The organism is Pseudomonas prosekii (assembly GCF_900105155.1).
In the GTDB taxonomy this organism is placed as follows: domain Bacteria; phylum Pseudomonadota; class Gammaproteobacteria; order Pseudomonadales; family Pseudomonadaceae; genus Aquipseudomonas; species Aquipseudomonas prosekii.
In genome coordinates this window covers 6,074,118-6,091,955 of record NZ_LT629762.1, presented here as the reverse complement: position 1 = coordinate 6,091,955, position 17,838 = coordinate 6,074,118, and the positions used below count along the sequence as shown (strand labels likewise).

The window sequence follows — 17,838 nt, the reverse complement described above, 5'->3', positions numbered from 1 at the left end:
GAGTCAAGGTCGGTTTGCGGGTCACGCTGATGGCCTTGCGACTGTTGACCATGTCGATGGTGATGTTCCAGAAACCGGTGCTCGGCGCGGTGATGCGGGCCGGGAACGTATCGAAAGCGCCGCCGTGATAGGTGTGGCGGCCGCCATTTTTGAAGCTGCGGAAATTGGCGTCGTTCATCAAGCGAATGTTGCAGGTTTGCGAGCATTGAATGACGACAATGTCGTCCTCGTTGAGGTGCTCGCGCTGGTGGATAAATTTCATGAGGCGCCTCCAGAAGGGCTTTTTCTACAAAATCAAAACGATAGCAGGACAATTGGCAGAGTTTATCAGCCCGAACGGGTTATTATCCCGCTGTCAGCGCCGTGTTTGACAATTAAAAACGCTTATTCGGAATTCTATGAGCGATAAATGCAACGAGCCCCGGAGAAAAACAGTCTTTACGCTGTCGGAGGGTCTTTATCGGAGGTTTTATATGAAATGGGGTGTCCTGGTTCTGCCGCTTGCCTTGGCGGTGAGTGGTTGTGCAAATGTCGCAGAAATCAACGAGACGCTGCCGACCATGAACGTGATTTCAGGTAAAAAGCCTCACGAGTACGCGCAATGCCTGGTCGAGAAACTCGCCAGCAGCCGTGGTGCCCTGCAGATCGAGCCGCACAAGGAAGGCGTGCAAGTCATCGTTCCAGGCAAGTTGGCCTCCGGCCCGGCCGCCGTGTTTGATATCGAAGACCGCTCCGGCGGCAGTGGTATCAAGCTCCACGAGCGGATGTCCAACGTGCCGGTCCGGCCAAAAGATATCCAGCGCGCCGCTACGGCTTGCATCTCTGGTTAACAGAACGCCGGTTGATTGAGCGCTGGCTGATAGAATGTCGACCGCTAGCCTGATGCCGCCAAAGCCCTGCTTTGGCGGCATCGTCATTTCTGGAGTTGCGCATGAAGCGAGAGCAGGTACGGGAACGTCATGCAGAGGGCCATATCTCTGCCACCCACGTGATTCAGAACCCGGCGAATTCGGGGGAATGGATCGTGTTTTTCAAGAAGAGCGCTGGGCGCAGTTACTTCCTGGTGGACGAAAACGATGAAGTCGAATCATTCGCCAGCCTCGACGAATTGATCGAGACCGTGCGCGGCCTCGGGATCAAATTTGCCGAAATTCACATGTAGTTCTGCTGGTCGTTGCCAATGCAGTTCTGCACGTAGGCGCAGCGCGCCTTATTTGCAGACCACCACTACGCTGCGGTTTTTGAAGTTGCCGACATCGACGCCAAGGGTTTTGTCGCTTTCCTTGGTCGAGGGCGTTCCGTCAGTGCCGACGATCCGGTAGCCGGTGCCCGCGCAGGAGTCATCGGCCTTTTCGTAGCAGGTGGCCCAGGAATTGGCTTCGCCGGAGCAGTCGATGGTCAGCCCCTGTTCGCCGTTGTTCAGGTAGGTTCGTTCGGAGGTGGCGCAACCGGTGAGCGCCAGTACTGCAATCAGTGCCAGAAATTTGTTCATGTCGTTTTTTTCGTCGTCAGATGATGGGGCTAAGCCTGTGACAGCAGCCGAATGAAAAGGTTATAGCGAATGGCCACTTTGTTGCAGACATCCATAAAAAAGCCCTGCTCGATGGCAGGGCTGCTCGAATCAGCTGCGTATCAGGACTTGTCCTTGCCGCGACGTTTCGGGCCTGCAGGTTGATCCTGCAACACCGATGCCACCTCGATCGCCAGCGCCTCGGTAGGGAAAGGTCCGGCGATATTCTCGCCAGCAACGCTGTCTACCCACCATTGGCCGTCTTTCGCCTGATTGATCAGGTACCCGTTGACACTTTTTGCTACCGACATCTATCTGCCTCGTTGACTGTGTTCAATCGCGCCATGATAGCGCCAAATGCCCTTGACCGGTGCGGATCGGCGTATGGTGGTGCGATTGCCGGTCTGCGCGCAAGCCACGCTTGTGCTATCTATAGCCGCGCCCTGTGCTATCAATAAAAGCTTATGGGAACTATCCGCGAGAATATTTCTCTATGATGGCATCGGTTAGCCAGTGCGGGGCATTGTAAGGTGCCTGCAGCCTGATTAGACTGCGCCGAAACCCGAACACACAGCCTTTTCAAGGACTTATATGATCAAGAAATGCTTGTTCCCAGCAGCCGGTTACGGTACTCGCTTCCTGCCAGCGACTAAAGCCATGCCCAAAGAAATGCTGCCGGTGGTAAACAAGCCACTGATCCAGTACGGCGTCGAAGAAGCACTGGACGCTGGGTTGACCGAAATCTCCATCGTGACTGGCCGCGGCAAACGCGCACTCGAAGACCACTTCGACATCAGCTACGAGTTGGAAAACCAGATCAAGGGCACTGACAAGGAAAAATACCTGGTCGGCATCCGTAAGCTGCTCGACGAGTGCTCTTTCTCCTACACTCGCCAGACCGAAATGAAAGGCCTCGGCCACGCAATCCTGACGGGCCGTCCGCTGATCGGCGACGAACCTTTCGCCGTGGTGCTGGCGGATGACTTGTGCGTCAACCTCGGCGGCGACGGCGTCCTGACGCAAATGGTCAAGCTGTACAAACAGTACCGCTGCTCGATCATCGCGATCCAGGAAGTTGATCCGATGGAAACCAACAAGTACGGCGTTATCGCCGGTGACTTGATCGGCGACGACCTGTACCGCGTGCGCAACATGGTTGAAAAACCAGCGCCGGAAGATGCACCGTCGAACCTGGCGATCATCGGTCGTTACATCCTCACGCCGGACATCTTTGACCTGATCCAGCAAACCGATCCAGGCAAGGGTGGCGAAATCCAGATCACCGACGCCCTGATGAAACAGGCGCAAAACGGTTGCGTGATTGCCTACAAATTCAAAGGCAAGCGTTTCGACTGCGGTGGCGCTGAAGGCTACATCGAAGCAACCAACTTCTGCTTCGAGAACTTCTACAAGACTGGCAAGGCTTACTGATAGCGCCGCACCACTTGTATTGAGAAAACCACCTTCGGGTGGTTTTTTCGTTTTCCGCCCGCATATTGTTCGCAGCGTTTGCCCAATGATTGTCTGCAGGTATGCTGATGGCCTGCCGAGGAGATAGAAATGGCCTTTGATTTTGACCTTTATGTAATTGGCGCCGGTTCCGGCGGTGTGCGGGCTGCGCGATTTGCGGCGGGTTTTGGCGCGAAAGTCGCCGTGGCGGAGAGCCGTTACTTGGGCGGTACTTGCGTGAACGTTGGCTGCGTGCCGAAGAAGCTGCTGGTCTACGGCGCGCACTTCGCCGAAGACTTCGAGCAATCCTCCGGTTTCGGCTGGACGCTGGGTGAGGCCAAGTTCGATTGGGCGACGCTGATTGCCAACAAGGATCGCGAGATCAATCGCCTCAACGGCATTTATCGCAACTTGCTGGTCAACAGCGGCGTGACCTTGCATGAGGGCCACGCCAAGATTGTCGACCCGCACACCGTCGAGATCAACGGCGAGCAATTCACCGCCAAGAACATCCTCATCGCCACGGGCGGCTGGCCGCAGATTCCGGAGATTCCGGGCCACGAGCACGCGATCAGCTCCAATCAGGCGTTCTTCCTCAAAGAGCTGCCGAAGCGCGTTCTGGTGGTCGGTGGTGGCTACATTGCCGTCGAGTTCGCCGGGATTTTCCACGGCCTCGGTGCCGAAACGACGCTGCTGTACCGCGGCGATCTGTTCCTGCGTGGCTTTGATGGTGCGGTGCGCAAGCATTTGCAGGAAGAGCTGACCAAGCGCGGTATGGACTTGCAGTTCAACGCAGACATCGAGCGTATCGAGAAACTCGCCGATGGCAGCCTGAAAGCGACGCTCAAGGATGGCCGCCAACTGCAAGCAGATTGCATTTTCTATGCGACTGGCCGACGTCCGATGCTCGACAACCTCGGGCTGGAAAACACTGGGGTCAAACTCGACAAGAAAGGCTTTGTTGAAGTCGATGAGCAGTATCAGACCGCCGAGCCGTCGATCCTGGCCCTGGGCGATGTAATTGGTCGCGTGCAATTGACGCCAGTGGCGCTGGCCGAAGGCATGGCGGTGGCGCGGCGTTTGTTCAAGCCTGAGCAGTATCGTCCGGTGGATTACAAAATGATCCCGACGGCGGTGTTCAGCTTGCCGAACATCGGCACCGTCGGTTTGACCGAGGAAGAGGCCCGGGAGGCCGGGCACGAAGTGGTGATCTACGAAAGCCGTTTCCGGCCGATGAAGCTGACCTTGACCGAATGTCAGGAGCGCACGCTGATGAAGCTGGTGGTCGATGGCAAATCCGACAAAGTCTTGGGTTGCCACATGGTCGGCCCCGACGCCGGGGAAATCGTCCAGGGCCTGGCGATTGCGCTGAAGGCCGGCGCCACCAAGCGCGACTTCGATGAAACCATCGGCGTGCATCCAACTGCCGCCGAAGAGTTCGTGACCATGCGCACGCCCGTCGCCGGTTAATCGTCCTTCGCTGCGTCTGGCGCTGTCGCAACGACGGCCGCCAGACGCATGCTTTCGCTTTCGTCCAGGCTGGCCTGGGTCTTCGCCAACTCAATTTCCAATGATTGATTGATCTGCGCTTGTTCATCAGCGCTCTGTTTCAGCGTCTGACTTTCCAGTAGCGCGATGCGCAAGCGTTCCTGGAGGAGGGTGCGTTCGTTGTCGGCGCGGCTGGCATGTTCGAGCAATTGGTCCTGGCGGTTGTTGGCCTGTTTGAGATGTTCCTGCAACAGACTCAGCTCGCGCAGCGTGCCGCGACTCTCGGTCAGCACGCGTTCGTTATCGCGATGCAATTGCGTGATCTCATCCTGGCGGACGAGGGCGCTTTGCTGGGCCTGACGTAATTCCATCTGAATCTGCTGCACCTGACCTTCGTGCCGACGCTGCTCCTGCTCGCGCTGCTCTTTGACAGCGTTGCGGTAATGCTCCAGCGCGTCGCGGGCATGCAGGTGTTTGTCTTCCAGCGAGTGGATCTGCTCGTCCTTGTCCTTCAGGCGTAATTCGAAATCCGCCAGCGCCTGATTGAGTCCGGCGTTGCGGGTTTGCTCGGTCTGCAGCATCGAGCGGGTTTGCAGCAACGCGTCGGATTCCTGGGTCAGCGCCAGGCTTTGAATCTCGTACTGCTGCTGCAATTCGGTGTTGGCTTCACGCGCTTCATCAAGCTGCGTTTCCAGGGTTTTGCGCTGATGCTCGAACGCTTCGCGGGCCTGATCAATCGGCTCTTGCGCCTGTTCTTTGAGGCGTTGCGCAAGGCGTGAGACCAATCCTGCCAGTTCATCATCAATCGGCTCGGCGACTTCTTCAGTGCGCTGCGGGCCGCCATCGAGCTCCTTCAGATAGCGATGAATCGTGGTTTTCGAGCCGGTATTGCCCATTTCGATTCGTACTGCGTCGATGCTCGGGTTTTCACCGCGAGCGAGGATAGCCAGACGGGCCGTTTGCACCACTGCTTTGTTTACACCGCCACGAGCCATGTGTTCTCCTACGATTTCGTACTGTGGTACGTACCACTAAAGTACATAGTGTACCACTCAAAATAAAAGTTAAATACCGAATGTATATGACGCGGGATATACTGGTATTACCCCGTGTGATGAGCTTTCGACACGGTTTTCGCCTGCTAAAACGGTACGTTTTCAAGAGTTGAACCCATGACTGATCTGGATCGCTATCTACAGGCCGCCACCCGCGACAACACCCGTCGCAGCTATCGCGCGGCCATTGAGCACTTCGAAGTCAGTTGGGGCGGATTTTTGCCAGCGACCAGCGAGAGCGTTGCGCGTTACCTGGTGGCGCATGCAGGGTTGCTGTCGATCAATACGCTGAAGCTGCGTCTGTCGGCGTTGGCGCAATGGCACAACAGCCAGGGTTTCTCCGACCCGACCAAGGCGCCGGTCGTGCGTCAGGTGTTCAAGGGCATTCGCGCCTTGCACCCGGCGCAGGAAAAACAAGCCGAGCCATTGCAACTGCAGCATCTGGAGCAAGTGGTGGCTTCGTTGGAGCAGGAAGCGCAAACCGCCAAGGCTGAAGGCGATCAGCCCGGATTGCTCAGGGCGCGGCGCGACACGGCGCTGATTTTGCTGGGTTTCTGGCGTGGTTTCCGTAGCGATGAGTTGTGCCGTTTGCAAATTGAGCACCTGAAAGCTGTGGCTCAGTCAGGCATCACGCTGTATCTGCCGCGCAGCAAAAGCGATCGCGAAAACCTCGGCAAGACTTACCAGACGCCGGCCTTGCAGCGTTTGTGTCCGGTGCAGGCGTACATCGCCTGGATCACCGAAGCAGCGCTGGTCCGTGGACCGGTGTTTCGCGGCATTGATCGTTGGGGCCATCTGAGCGAGGAGGGGCTGCACGCCAACAGCGTGATTCCGTTGCTGCGCCAGGCGCTGGAGCGCGCCGGCATTGCCGCCGAGCTCTACACCAGTCACTCGCTGCGGCGCGGCTTTGCGACGTGGGCGCATCAGAGCGGTTGGGATTTGAAGTCGTTGATGAATTACGTCGGTTGGAAGGACATGAAATCCGCCATGCGCTACGTCGAAGCCAGCCCGTTTCTGGGGATGACGACCCTTGCGGAGAAATCCATCGACGCGCCTAAGTAAGTTTTCGTCTATTAATACTACCGGCTAATAGCGAAAACCAATGAGCAGCATGAGGTTTGCCAATGAGCCATCGTGCGTTCGAGTGGGTAGAGTTCACCCCATCAACTTTTCAACTCAACTTTTCAACCCTGACGGAGAGTCACCGATGCCTATCATCAACAGCCAAGTAAAACCGTTTAAAGCAACTGCTTTCAAAAATGGCGACTTCGTACAAGTGTCGGACGCAGACCTGAAAGGCAAATGGTCTGTGGTGTTCTTCTACCCAGCCGACTTCACCTTCGTTTGCCCAACCGAACTGGAAGACCTGGCTGACAACTACGCCGCGTTCCAGAAACTGGGCGTCGAAATCTACAGCGTTTCCACTGACACCCACTTTGCTCACGCTGCCTGGCACAACACTTCGCCAGCCATCGGCAAAATCGAATACACCATGATCGGCGACCCAACCCACGCCATCTCCCGCAACTTCGACGTACTGATCGAAGACGTTGGCCTGGCTGACCGTGGCACCTTCGTGATCAACCCAGAAGGCCAGATCAAAATCGTTGAGCTGAACGACGGCGGTGTTGGTCGTGACGCTTCCGAGCTGCTGCGCAAAATCAAGGCTGCTCAGTACGTTGCTGCTCACCCAGGCGAAGTTTGCCCAGCCAAGTGGAAAGAAGGCGAGGCCACTCTGGCGCCGTCGCTGGACCTGGTCGGCAAGATCTAAGTCTGTGACAAAAGCATCACCAGGGCGGGTTTCCGCACCTTAGTAAGCTGCAACCGCCCAATAAAAACGCCCGGGCGAGATTCGCTCGGGCGTTTTTTTTCGCCTCAAATAAAGTAAAGGAAATCGCCCGTATGTTGGACGCCAATCTTAAAGCCCAGTTGAAATCGTACCTGGAACGGGTCACCCAACCGATCGAGATCGTTGCTTCCCTCGACGACGGTGCGAAATCCCGGGAAATGCTCGAATTGTTGAAAGACGTTGCCAGTCTTTCCACCCAGATTACTTTGCTCGACAACGGTGATGACGCACGTAAGCCATCGTTCTCGATCAATCGCCCCGGCGCCGATATCAGCCTGCGTTTCGCCGGCATTCCGATGGGCCACGAATTCACTTCGCTGGTGCTGGCCTTGCTGCAAGTCGGCGGCCACCCTTCGAAGGCCAGCGTTGAAGTGATCGAACAAATCCGTTCGCTTAAGGGCGAGTTCAGCTTCGAGACGTACTTCTCGCTGTCCTGCCAGAACTGCCCGGACGTGGTCCAGGCGCTGAACCTGATGGCCGTGCTCAACCCGAACATCCGCCACGTCGCCATCGACGGCGCACTGTTCCAGGCCGAAGTTGACCAGCGCCAGATCATGGCGGTGCCAAGCGTTTACCTGAACGGCGAAATCTTCGGCCAGGGCCGCATGGGCGTGGAAGAAATTCTCGCCAAGATCGACACCAGCGGTGCCGAGCGCCAGGCTGAGAAAATCAGCGCCAAAGAGGCCTTCGATGTATTGATCGTCGGCGGTGGCCCGGCCGGCGCATCGGCGGCCATTTACGCTGCTCGTAAAGGTATTCGCACCGGCGTCGCCGCTGAACGTTTTGGTGGGCAAGTGCTGGACACCATGGCCATCGAGAACTTCATCTCGGTGCAGGAAACCGAAGGGCCGAAGCTGGCCAGCGCTTTGGAAGAACACGTCAAGCAGTACGATGTGGACATCATGAACCTGCAACGCGCCACTGCATTGATCCCGGCGAAGAATGCCGGTGACTTGCACGAAGTCCGTTTCGAAAGCGGTGCCAGCCTGAAAACCAAGGCACTGATCCTTGCCACTGGCGCCCGCTGGCGCGAAATGGGTGTGCCGGGCGAGCAGCAATACAAAGCCAAAGGCGTATGTTTCTGCCCGCACTGCGATGGTCCGCTGTTTAAAGGCAAGCGTGTCGCGGTGATCGGTGGCGGTAACTCCGGCGTCGAGGCAGCTATCGACCTGGCCGGGATCGTCAGCCACGTGACGTTGCTGGAATTCGACAGCAAACTGCGCGCCGATGCGGTGCTTCAGCGCAAGTTGTACAGCCTGCCGAACGTCAACGTCATCACCAGCGCGCTGACCAGCGAAGTGAAAGGTGACGGGCAGAAAGTCACCGGTCTGGTCTACAAGGATCGCGATTCGGGCGAGTTCACCACGGTCGAACTGGAAGGGATCTTTGTCCAGATCGGTTTGTTGCCGAACACCGATTGGCTCAAAGGCACTGTCGAGTTGTCGCCACGCGGCGAGATCATCGTCGATGCTCGCGGGGAGACTTCTTTGCCGGGCGTGTTTGCCGCCGGCGACGTGACCACCGTGCCGTACAAGCAGATCGTGATTGCGGTGGGCGAGGGCGCCAAGGCATCCCTCAGCGCATTCGATCACTTGATCCGCACTTCCGCGCCGGCCTAAACGCCGAGGCTGAAAACACAAAAACCCCATGAGTGATCATGGGGTTTTTTTGTGCTGCACATTTGAGCGTTCCGACGCCGAGCGTGGGAACGATCAGCAGTGATTACATTGCGGTTGGCTGAATGATTTCTACCCAGTAAGCATCCGGGTCCTTGATGAATGCCAGGCTCTTCATGCGGCCATCGTTCAGGCGCTTCTGGAAGTCGCAGCCCAGCGCTTCGAAACGCTCGCACGCCGCGCGGATGTCCGGCACAGAGATGCAGATATGACCAAAGCCACGCGGGTCGGTGTTGCCGTTGTGGTAAGCGAAGTCGGCATCGTTTTCGGTGCCGTGGTTGTGCGTCAGTTCGAGAATGCCGGGGATCGATTTCATCCACTCGGTGCGCGCAGCGGCATCAGCCGGGATCTGGTCTTTGTCGACCAGCGCCAGGAAGTACAGGCTGAACTCGGCTTCCGGAAAGTCGCGTTTTTCCACCAGCGAGAAGCCGAGAATGCGCGTGTAGAAATCCAGCGATTTGGTGATGTCCTTGACCCGCAACATGGTGTGGTTGAAGACGAAATTCTGGGTGGCGGTATCGGGTTGGGCGGTGACGCCGGGGAAGGTGTTCAATTCGTGCAGGCTCATGGGCCCTCCGGAAAAAAGTGGGGCTGGCGAATGGACGCAATGATACGCAACCGTTTGCGCATCAACAAATCCAAAACGGCCAGCTATTGCCTGACGGCCGGACGAGGCTCAGACTTCGTCGCTCATTCCCTGAGTGCGCCTCGTAATGATCCGACCGTTCACATCGCTGTTGGTTTGCCTCGGTTTGTTGGCATTTGCCGAAATCTCGCTCGCCGACACCCCGAGCATCACCTGGCCAAGCGGCTGGGAGTCGGAAGTGATCGAGCCCAACCCGGCAACGCCGCAAGTGTCACGCCAGCGCGCGGTCAAAAATGACGCTGATGGCAATCAGGTAATGGTCATGGAACTGACGATGACCGAAGTCGACAGTGGCCACGAGGTCAACTTGCAAGGCGTGCTGCTGGAGATGCGCAAGTCGGTGCAAAAGGACTTTTTCCAAAGCGGTTATCAAAGTGTCTGCAACAAGATTCACTCGGCGACATTGAGTCAACTGCAGGCCCTGGAAACCACTTGCACGGTGACGCAAAACGGTCGACATGTGCTGTCGCAAACACTGGTTGCCGCCGTGGCGACCGGCAAGGCTTATGTTCTTTCCTATGCCGGGCAGGCAGACGTTTATAAGGCAAGTCAGGACGAAATTCAGGCTGCTCGTAACAGCTTGAAACTTTAGCTGAACATTCGATTGATCAGTGGTGCTCGACTGTTGAGATACCTGAACGAATTAACCCCAAAGTAAGTAAACAAGTATTCAACGCTGAACCGCCACATCTGTTGGCTGCTGATTTGCAACTTGATCGCAGACTATCGTTGCATTTGTTAGATATCGCCCATGAAAAAGCCCTGCATCAGCAAGGCTTTTTTGTTGCCGCGAAGGTTAGCCGCGCAACCAGGAATCAACGGTAGAAGCGCCGTATTCTTCCTTCCATGCTTTCAGGCCACGGTGGTTGCCGCCCTTGGTTTCAATCAATTCGCCGGTGTGCGGGTTGTGATAAACCTTGACCACACGAGCGCGGCGGGTTTTAGGCGCTGCGGTCTGTTGCAGGCCCGTTCTGGCCGGGTTCGGATCGAGAATGGCGATGATGTCGCGCAGGCTTTTGCCGTAGGTTTTCATCAGCCCCTGGAGCTTTTCTTCGAATTCGATTTCTTTCTTGAGCCCGGCATCGTTCTTCAGTGATTCCAGCTGCTTGAGCTGTTCTTGAAGGGCCTTTTCGGCTGCACGAAATTCAGCGAGTCTGGACAATATCTTTACTCCAATAGTGTGTTTGGCTGATACCAACCGCAAACAAAGCTATAAGCCAAGAGCCTTGAAGCGACTCGGTGATAATGGCTCACCTGCCAATCTTGCACAGGCAAGAAAAATTGTAGTAGTTAATTGGCCGAGAGTAAATCATGTCTTTTTCTTCATGTAACAACAGCAGTCTTTTGATTCAATTTGCTTGAGATTTGCTTAATTGCCCAGCGCGTTAATGGTCACTTAATGCATTAATGAAGTCCGCGCCAGGCATTGGCCGGCCGAACAGGTAGCCTTTCAGGAAGTCCACGTGGTGCGCTGTCAGGTAATCGCTTTGCTCCTCGGTTTCTACACCTTCGGCAACAATTCCAAGATCCAGCTTGGCCGACAGTTCGATGATGCTGTCGAGAATATGCCGAGAAAGGGCATCGGCACCGATCATCGCGACGAAGCTTTGATCGATTTTCAGAAAGTCCACGTTGAATTGGCGCAAGTAGCCGAGGCTGGAATGCCCGGTGCCAAAGTCATCGATGGCGATCATCACGCCCAAGTCGTGAAGTTGCTCAAACAACTGATGAGTCAGCGGCGTAGGTTCGATCAGTTCGCGCTCGGTGAGTTCCAGTACAAGGATGACGCTGCCCGGCGCGAACGCTGCGAGAAACACTCGGCAATCCTCGACCAGTTCCAGATCCTGGCAATGGCTGGCGGTGATGTTGATGCCGATATGAAACGGTCCGTCGAATGTCGCGGAGACCGGCGCGAGCAGCGCAGCAGTCTGCTGCATCAATGCACGGGTCATCGGCACGATCAGCCCCGAGTGTTCGGCGAACGGGATAAACAGATCGGGCCGCACCAAACCCTCTTTCGGATGATTCCAGCGCATCAACACTTCGGTGCCGCTCCACTTCTTAGTGTCGCCGTACACCAGCGGCTGGAAGTAGGGGATGAACTCGCCGGCCTCTAACGCGCGCTGCAATTCAACGCTGGGCGATGAAGCACGCTTCTGCAACACGTGGCCAATCGAACCTGCAACCACACCGAAGAACATCAGCAGACTGAACAGCGGTGGGTACTCGCTGCTTATATAACGCCAGGTTTCGCCTTCGGGGAAACCGGCTTCCACGGTAAACGCGTAACGCTCCGACACCCGCGTGCTTTGCGCTACGGGTAACGCGGGCAGGGCACCTTGACGCACTTTGCCATCAGCGGATAACCAGTTGTTGCCGACTTGCAGTAACAGCAAAGTCTGCCGGCCGATCATGCGCAAGACGTTGCTCAGGTGATAACCGTCGAGTGTGGTCAACGCGCCTTTTTTGCCGTCGCTGAGGCGATACACCAGTAGCGCAGTGTTCGGCGTTACCGGGTTGCCATTCATCAACCACAACTGGCCGTGGGTGTAATCGCCGGCGTTGACCGCTTCCTGGTAGTCGCCGAACAGCGAGCTGCAATATAGGTTGTTGTCCCACACCAGATTGGTCGAGCGCACAAACGGGCGGCGCGTGACTTGTTCGCGCAATGCCAGTTTCGCGTTTTCGCAGCGGTTGCCGGCCAAGGGCAGCAATACCCGCGCCGCTTCTGCGGTGTTGTCGAGCATCAAGTTGAATTGGCGCAGCGCTTCGTCGGCGGTTCGTTCGGCGTTTTGTTCCAGCGCGCGTCCGGCTTGCATATAAAGGATGGCGCATCCCAGCAGTATCGGCAGCGCGCCGCTCAAAATGGTCACAGCAATGCGGGTGCTGCGTTTGCGGCGGGACTTGACGGTGAGCGGCATGGGCAAAACCTGAGCGGATGAATAAGCATCATAGATGGCGGATGTAGCTTGTGTCGGCAGATTTGCCTGTGCAACAAAGCGCTTGCGCCGGGAGCGCAAAAGGCGATTTGATACAGAAGGCAGACAACCCCTTTTACGCTGTGTAGAATCCGGTTACGCATACAATAATAAATGACTTCTGATACCAGAAGCCTCGCCCGCAAGAGCCTTGGGTCGACAATGAAGAGTTTTGGGTTCCAACTGATCTACGGTGACTTTCTCGCCCGCAGCGTGCGGGGCATCTCCTGTGCGCCACCCGCCATTCTCAGTATTGCTAGCAACTAACGATCCGTTAATTCTAAGAATGATGATGAGGCGCCAACCATGGCAGATTTATACGAAAACCCAATGGGCCTGATGGGCTTTGAATTCATCGAGTTTGCATCGCCGATCCCCAATACGCTGGAGCCGATCTTCGAGATCATGGGCTTCACCAAAGTCGCGACCCACCGCTCCAAAGACGTGCACCTGTATCGCCAGGGCCAGATCAACCTGATCCTCAACAACGAACCAAACAGCGTGGCCTCGTATTTCGCCGCCGAGCACGGCCCGTCGGTGTGCGGCATGGCGTTCCGGGTCAAGAATGCCCAGCAGGCATTCGCCCGTGCTCTGGAACTCGGCGCGCAGCCGATTCACATCGAAACCGGCCCGATGGAACTGAACCTGCCGGCGATCAAAGGCATTGGCGGCGCGCCGCTGTACCTGATCGACCGTTTTGGCGAAGGCAGCTCGATCTATGACATCGACTTCGTGTTCATCGAAGGTGTGGACCGCAATCCGGTCGGCGCCGGCCTGAAGATCATCGACCACCTGACGCACAACGTGTATCGCGGGCGCATGGCTTACTGGGCGAACTTCTACGAGAAGCTGTTCAACTTCCGCGAAATCCGTTACTTCGACATCAAAGGCGAGTACACCGGCCTGACCTCCAAAGCGATGACCGCGCCGGACGGCATGATCCGCATCCCGTTGAACGAAGAATCGTCGAAGGGCGCCGGGCAGATCGAAGAATTCCTGATGCAGTTCAACGGCGAAGGCATCCAGCATGTCGCGTTCCTCAGCGACAACCTGATCGATACCTGGGACCGCCTGAAGAAAATCGGCATGCGCTTCATGACCGCGCCACCGGAAACCTATTACGAAATGCTTGAAGGCCGTTTGCCGAACCACGGCGAGCCGGTCGATCAACTGCAATCGCGCGGGATTCTGCTGGATGGTTCGTCGGAGTCGGGCGATAAACGCCTGCTGCTGCAGATCTTCTCGGAAACCCTGATGGGGCCGGTGTTCTTCGAGTTCATCCAGCGCAAGGGCGATGATGGTTTCGGCGAAGGCAACTTCAAGGCGCTGTTCGAATCGATCGAGCGTGATCAGGTTCGTCGTGGCGTACTGTCCACCGAGTAAGCCGCAACACATATAGAAAAGCCCGGCCAGTATTACTGCTGACCGGGCTTTTCTTTGGCTGATACATCCCCCTGTTGGAGCGAGGCTTGCCCGCGAAGCTTTTTGGCGCCTTCAAGGACGCCTTCGCGGGCAAGCCTCGCTCCTACATTATTTACATAGGCTTGCGGCGCTGCCGGACCAGATGCTTGAACCCTTCAAACACCAGCACCACTACCGCCATCCAGATCGGGATGTAGGTCAGCCATTCCCCGGGCTTGATGCTTTCCCCAAGCAGCAGCGCCACGCCGAGCAACAACACCGGTTCGACATAACTCAGCAACCCGAACAGGCTGAACGGCAGCAGGCGGCTGGCGATGATGTAGACCACCAGCGCCGATGCACTGATCAGACCGAGCAATGGGATCAGCAGCGACAGCCACGGATACTGGTCGAACACGGCGAAACCCTGTTCGCCGCCCCAGACAAACCAGCACGCCACCGGCAGCATCAGGGTCATGTCCATCCACAACCCGCCGAGGTTGTCGGTCGCCAGCCATTTGCGCAGCACGAAGTAGGTCGGGTAACCGACGACCACCAGCAACGTCGCCCAGGAAAAACCGCCGACCTGATACAGCTCGTTGAGCACGCCAAGCGAGGCGAAAAACACCGCGACTTTCTGCAGATAGGACAAACGCTCGCCATAAGCGATGCGCCCGGTCAGCACCATCGCCAGCGGCAACAGGAAATACCCCAGCGACACGTCGAGGCTGTAACCGTTGAGCGGCGCCCACATGAACAGCCACAGCTGCAACCCAAGCAAAATCGCCGAGGCGACCAGGCCGATGAGCAGCTTGGGCTTGCCGATCACCAATTTGACGATGGCGACGGCGCGCCGCCATTCGCCGGACACCAGCATGAACACGGTCATGCAGGGCAAGGTCAGGAGCATCCGCCAGCCGAAGATTTCTACGCCGCTCAATGGGGTGAGCAACGAGGTGTAGTAATACATGACGGCAAACAGCACCGAGGCTGTGACCGATAAAGCGATACCTTTAGACAAACTGTCCTCGCGAGGTTGAACGTGAAACGGGGGGCGGAGGATACGTGGTTTTAGCTTAGAACACTGTTCGATTGATCAACCGTGCTCACAGGTGATCGTTCCTACGCTCTGCGTGGAAATGCTTCCTGTGACGCTCAGCGTCACTTTCCTGAAAGGAACGCGGAGCGTCGCGTGCAGCATTCCCACGCGGAGCGTGGGAACAATCAGTGCTAGCCAGTTGCGGGTCAGTCCGGGTCAGTTTTTGCGAGGGTTGCGGCCGGAGACGAAGTGGCTGATGTCGTTGAAGCCCGGCGTCGAGGAATGCCCCGGTGTCACCAGCGAATTGATAAACGCCTCATCCTCGGCGCTGATCTTCACGGCTTGAGCCTTGGTGTAGGCGTCCCACTGTTCTTCGGTGCGCGGGCCGACGATGGCCGAGGTCACGGCGCTGTTGTTCAGCACCCAAGCGATCGCGAATTCGACGATGCCGACACCACGGGCCTCGGTGTATTGCTGGATTTGCTGGGCGATGCGCAACGACTCGACGCGCCATTCGGTTTCGAGGATGCGCTTGTCCTGCCGGCCGGCGCGGCTGTTCACATCCGGAGTGACGTCCGGCGCGTATTTGCCGCTGAGCACGCCGCGCGCCAACGGGCTGTAAGGCACGACGCCGAGGCCATAAGCGTGAGCGGCGGTGATTTGTTCCGATTCGGCCTGGCGGTTGACGATGTTGTACAGCGGCTGACTGATCACCGGGCGGTCAACGCCGAGTTTGTCGGCGACGCGAATCACTTCGGCGATGCGCCAGCCACGGTAGTTGGACAGGCCCCAATAACGGATCTTGCCTTGGCGAATCAGGTCGCCGATGGCCGAGACCGTCACTTCCAGCGGCGTGTTGTGGTCTTCGCGGTGCAGGTAATAGATGTCGACATAATCGGTGTCGAGCCGCGTCAGGCTGGCATCGATGCCGTTGAAAAGGTGTTTGCGGCTCAAACCGCTGCGGTTCGGCACGCCGTCCACCGGGCCGAAACCGACTTTGGTGGCGATCACCCATTCATGCCGATTGCCGGCGACGGCTTCACCGACGATCTCCTCGGAACGGCCGTTGGTGTAGACGTCGGCGGTGTCGATGAAGTTGATACCCTGATCCCAGGCCTTGTCGATGATCCGCAGCGAGTCTTCGGTGCTGGTCTGTTCGCCGAACATCATGGTGCCGAGGGTCAGCGTGGACACCTGCAATCCGGAATGGCCAAGGGTGCGATAGCTCATGAACGAAGTCCTTTTGTCGGTGCGGAAAAGGCTTCAATCAAATACCAGAATGGTTGCCCGGAGCAACCGGAATATCGACGCGAATCCCTGTGGGAGCCGAGCTTGCTCGCGATAGCGATAGCACAGACACCATCAATCTTGACTGTGCAGCCGCCATCGCAAGCAAGCTCGCTCCCACAAAAGGCAGATCAGACGCGCAGCGTTCGCGTCATCCGCAACGCCAACACACTGCCGCAGACAATCACGCCCGCCAACAGATACAACGCCGCATCCGTCGAGCCGGTGCTGTCCTTGACCCAGCCAACCAGATAAGGGCTCAAGAACCCGGCCATCTGCCCCATCGAGTTGATCAGCGCCAAACCACCGGCCGCCGCACCCGCGCTGAGCAGCGCCGTCGGCACCGGCCAGAACATCGGCAGGCCGGTGAGGGCGCCCATGGTGGCGATGGTCAGACCGAGAATCGCAATCGCCGGCGTCGTCGCGAAGTTGACCGCGATCAGCAAACCGACCGCGCCCATCAGCATCGGCACCACCAAATGCCAGCGCCGCTCCTTGCGCAGATCCGCCGAACGACCGACCAGCAACATGAACACCGCCGCCAGCAGATAAGGAATCGCACTCAACCAGCCAATCACCAGGTTATCGCTGAAACCGAGGTTCTTGATGATCGATGGCAGCCAGAAGTTGATCGCGTAAACGCCGCTCTGAATGCAGAAATAAATCAGCCCGAATGCCCAGATCGCCGGGTTCTTGAACACCGCCGTCAACGAGTCGGTGGTGGTTTTCGGTTTGTTCGCCAAGTCTTCTGCGTGGTCGGCTTCCAGCACCGAACGCTCGAACGGCGTCAGCCACTTGGCATTTGCATAACTGTCGCTGAGCAGGAAATAGGCGAGGGCGCCGAGAATCACCGTCGGAATCCCTTGCAGCAAAAACATCCACTGCCAACCGGCCAAGCCACCTTGGCCAGCGGCGAAGTGGTTGAGAATCCAACCGGAAAACGGGCTGCCGAGCAGACCGGAAACAGGAATCGCCGACATGAACAGCGCCATGATCCGGCCACGGCGGAACGTCGGGAACCACTGCGAGAGATACAGCACCACGCCCGGGAAAAACCCGGCTTCGGCCGCGCCAGTGAACAGGCGCAAAGTGTAGAACTCGGTCGGCGTGGTGACGAACAGCAGGCACGTCGAGAGCGTGCCCCAGACGATCATCATCAGCGCGATCCAGCGCCGTGGGCCGAATTTGCTCAGCGCCAGGTTGCTCGGCACGCCACACAAGACGTAGCCGATAAAGAAGATCCCGGCGCCGAGGCCGTACACGGTCTCGCTGAATTTCAGCGCGTCGAGCATCTGCAACTTGGCGAATCCAACGTTCACCCGGTCGAGGTAGTTGAACAAGTAGCAGATGAAAATGAAGGGGATCAAACGTAAGGTGATGCGCTTGTAAACGGCGCTTTTTTCGTCAGCATTGGTCTGGGTAGCGGCTGCGCTCTGTGACATGGCGGGCTCTCTCTTTAT

19 protein-coding genes are annotated in these 17,838 nt (G+C 57.3%); 9 read left to right on the top strand and 10 right to left on the bottom strand.

Translation table 11 applies throughout. The features are described 5' to 3' along the window. Positions 1-262 (bottom strand): DUF1883 domain-containing protein (locus BLU01_RS27475; RefSeq protein WP_092281390.1); only part of this gene is annotated, 262 nt, incomplete at its 3' end. Positions 263-473: 211 nt separating this feature from the next. Here BLU01_RS27475 and BLU01_RS27470 point away from each other — a divergent pair. Continuing rightward, on the top strand, positions 474-830 hold the full coding sequence (locus tag BLU01_RS27470; RefSeq protein WP_092281388.1) for a fimbrial protein: 357 nt from the start codon (positions 474-476) through the stop codon (positions 828-830). A 101-nt stretch (positions 831-931) separates the two neighbouring features. Continuing rightward, positions 932-1,162 (top strand): hypothetical protein, encoded by a 231-nt coding sequence (locus tag BLU01_RS27465; RefSeq protein ID WP_092281386.1) that lies wholly within the window; start codon positions 932-934, stop codon positions 1,160-1,162. A gap of 48 nt (positions 1,163-1,210) precedes the next feature. Here the strand turns inward: BLU01_RS27465 and BLU01_RS27460 are convergent, their stop codons facing one another. Next, on the bottom strand, positions 1,211-1,492 hold the full coding sequence (locus BLU01_RS27460) for a hypothetical protein (RefSeq protein WP_092281384.1): 282 nt from the start codon (positions 1,490-1,492) through the stop codon (positions 1,211-1,213). Between the two features lie 140 nt (positions 1,493-1,632). Beyond that, positions 1,633-1,821: a hypothetical protein gene (locus BLU01_RS27455; RefSeq protein ID WP_054050563.1), complete on the bottom strand. Its 189-nt coding sequence runs from the start codon at positions 1,819-1,821 to the stop codon at positions 1,633-1,635. Positions 1,822-2,101: 280 nt separating this feature from the next. Here BLU01_RS27455 and galU point away from each other — a divergent pair, with 280 nt between their 5' ends. Both galU and gorA read left to right on the top strand, forming a co-directional pair. Next, the gene (galU, locus tag BLU01_RS27450; protein WP_092281382.1) at positions 2,102-2,941 is read left to right on the top strand and encodes a UTP--glucose-1-phosphate uridylyltransferase GalU; all 840 of its coding nucleotides are present in this window, start codon (positions 2,102-2,104) and stop codon (positions 2,939-2,941) included. Between the two features lie 129 nt (positions 2,942-3,070). Next, the gene (gorA, locus tag BLU01_RS27445; RefSeq protein WP_092281380.1) at positions 3,071-4,429 is read left to right on the top strand and encodes a glutathione-disulfide reductase; all 1,359 of its coding nucleotides are present in this window, start codon (positions 3,071-3,073) and stop codon (positions 4,427-4,429) included. Here gorA and BLU01_RS27440 read toward each other — a convergent pair. After that, positions 4,426-5,442, bottom strand: a complete 1,017-nt coding sequence (locus BLU01_RS27440) for a DNA-binding protein (RefSeq protein ID WP_092281378.1) — start codon at positions 5,440-5,442, stop codon at positions 4,426-4,428. The genes gorA and BLU01_RS27440 overlap by 4 nt on opposite strands. Before the next feature lie 177 nt (positions 5,443-5,619). Here BLU01_RS27440 and BLU01_RS27435 point away from each other — a divergent pair, with 177 nt between their 5' ends. From BLU01_RS27435 to ahpF, 3 genes are all read left to right on the top strand, one after another. Beyond that, the gene (locus tag BLU01_RS27435) at positions 5,620-6,564 is read left to right on the top strand and encodes a site-specific integrase (RefSeq protein WP_092281376.1); all 945 of its coding nucleotides are present in this window, start codon (positions 5,620-5,622) and stop codon (positions 6,562-6,564) included. Positions 6,565-6,709: 145 nt separating this feature from the next. After that, entirely contained in the window at positions 6,710-7,273 is a 564-nt protein-coding gene (gene ahpC, locus BLU01_RS27430) for an alkyl hydroperoxide reductase subunit C (protein WP_092281374.1), read from the top strand. 131 nt (positions 7,274-7,404) lie between these two features. Beyond that, positions 7,405-8,970 carry an alkyl hydroperoxide reductase subunit F gene (ahpF, locus tag BLU01_RS27425; protein ID WP_092281372.1) on the top strand — a complete coding sequence of 522 codons (1,566 nt, stop codon included), beginning with the start codon at positions 7,405-7,407 and terminating at the stop codon, positions 8,968-8,970. Between the two features lie 103 nt (positions 8,971-9,073). On the opposite strand, the gene gloA is transcribed toward ahpF, so the two are convergent. Next, positions 9,074-9,595 carry a lactoylglutathione lyase gene (gene gloA, locus BLU01_RS27420; protein ID WP_092281370.1) on the bottom strand — a complete coding sequence of 174 codons (522 nt, stop codon included), beginning with the start codon at positions 9,593-9,595 and terminating at the stop codon, positions 9,074-9,076. 145 nt (positions 9,596-9,740) lie between these two features. Here gloA and BLU01_RS27415 point away from each other — a divergent pair, with 145 nt between their 5' ends. Further along, positions 9,741-10,265, top strand: coding sequence for a DUF4946 domain-containing protein (locus tag BLU01_RS27415; protein WP_092281368.1), 525 nt, complete (start codon positions 9,741-9,743; stop codon positions 10,263-10,265). 204 nt (positions 10,266-10,469) lie between these two features. On the opposite strand, the gene BLU01_RS27410 is transcribed toward BLU01_RS27415, so the two are convergent. Both BLU01_RS27410 and BLU01_RS27405 read right to left on the bottom strand, forming a co-directional pair. Then, positions 10,470-10,835, bottom strand: a complete 366-nt coding sequence (locus tag BLU01_RS27410) for a histone-like nucleoid-structuring protein, MvaT/MvaU family (RefSeq protein WP_092281366.1) — start codon at positions 10,833-10,835, stop codon at positions 10,470-10,472. A 223-nt stretch (positions 10,836-11,058) separates the two neighbouring features. Beyond that, positions 11,059-12,594 (bottom strand): EAL domain-containing protein, encoded by a 1,536-nt coding sequence (locus tag BLU01_RS27405; RefSeq protein WP_092281364.1) that lies wholly within the window; start codon positions 12,592-12,594, stop codon positions 11,059-11,061. A gap of 363 nt (positions 12,595-12,957) precedes the next feature. On the opposite strand from BLU01_RS27405, the gene hppD reads away from it, so the two are divergent. Further along, positions 12,958-14,034 (top strand): 4-hydroxyphenylpyruvate dioxygenase, encoded by a 1,077-nt coding sequence (gene hppD, locus BLU01_RS27400; protein WP_092281362.1) that lies wholly within the window; start codon positions 12,958-12,960, stop codon positions 14,032-14,034. Positions 14,035-14,185: 151 nt separating this feature from the next. On the opposite strand, the gene rarD is transcribed toward hppD, so the two are convergent. The 3 genes from rarD to BLU01_RS27385 all read right to left on the bottom strand — a co-directional run bounded on the left by rarD (position 14,186) and on the right by BLU01_RS27385 (position 17,820). After that, a complete protein-coding gene (rarD, locus tag BLU01_RS27395) occupies positions 14,186-15,073 on the bottom strand; it encodes an EamA family transporter RarD (RefSeq protein ID WP_092281360.1) in 888 nt (295 codons plus the stop codon). 234 nt (positions 15,074-15,307) lie between these two features. Beyond that, positions 15,308-16,321: an aldo/keto reductase gene (locus tag BLU01_RS27390; protein WP_092281358.1), complete on the bottom strand. Its 1,014-nt coding sequence runs from the start codon at positions 16,319-16,321 to the stop codon at positions 15,308-15,310. A gap of 188 nt (positions 16,322-16,509) precedes the next feature. Continuing rightward, a complete protein-coding gene (locus BLU01_RS27385; RefSeq protein WP_092281356.1) occupies positions 16,510-17,820 on the bottom strand; it encodes an MFS transporter in 1,311 nt (436 codons plus the stop codon). Positions 17,821-17,838 lie beyond the last annotated feature (18 nt).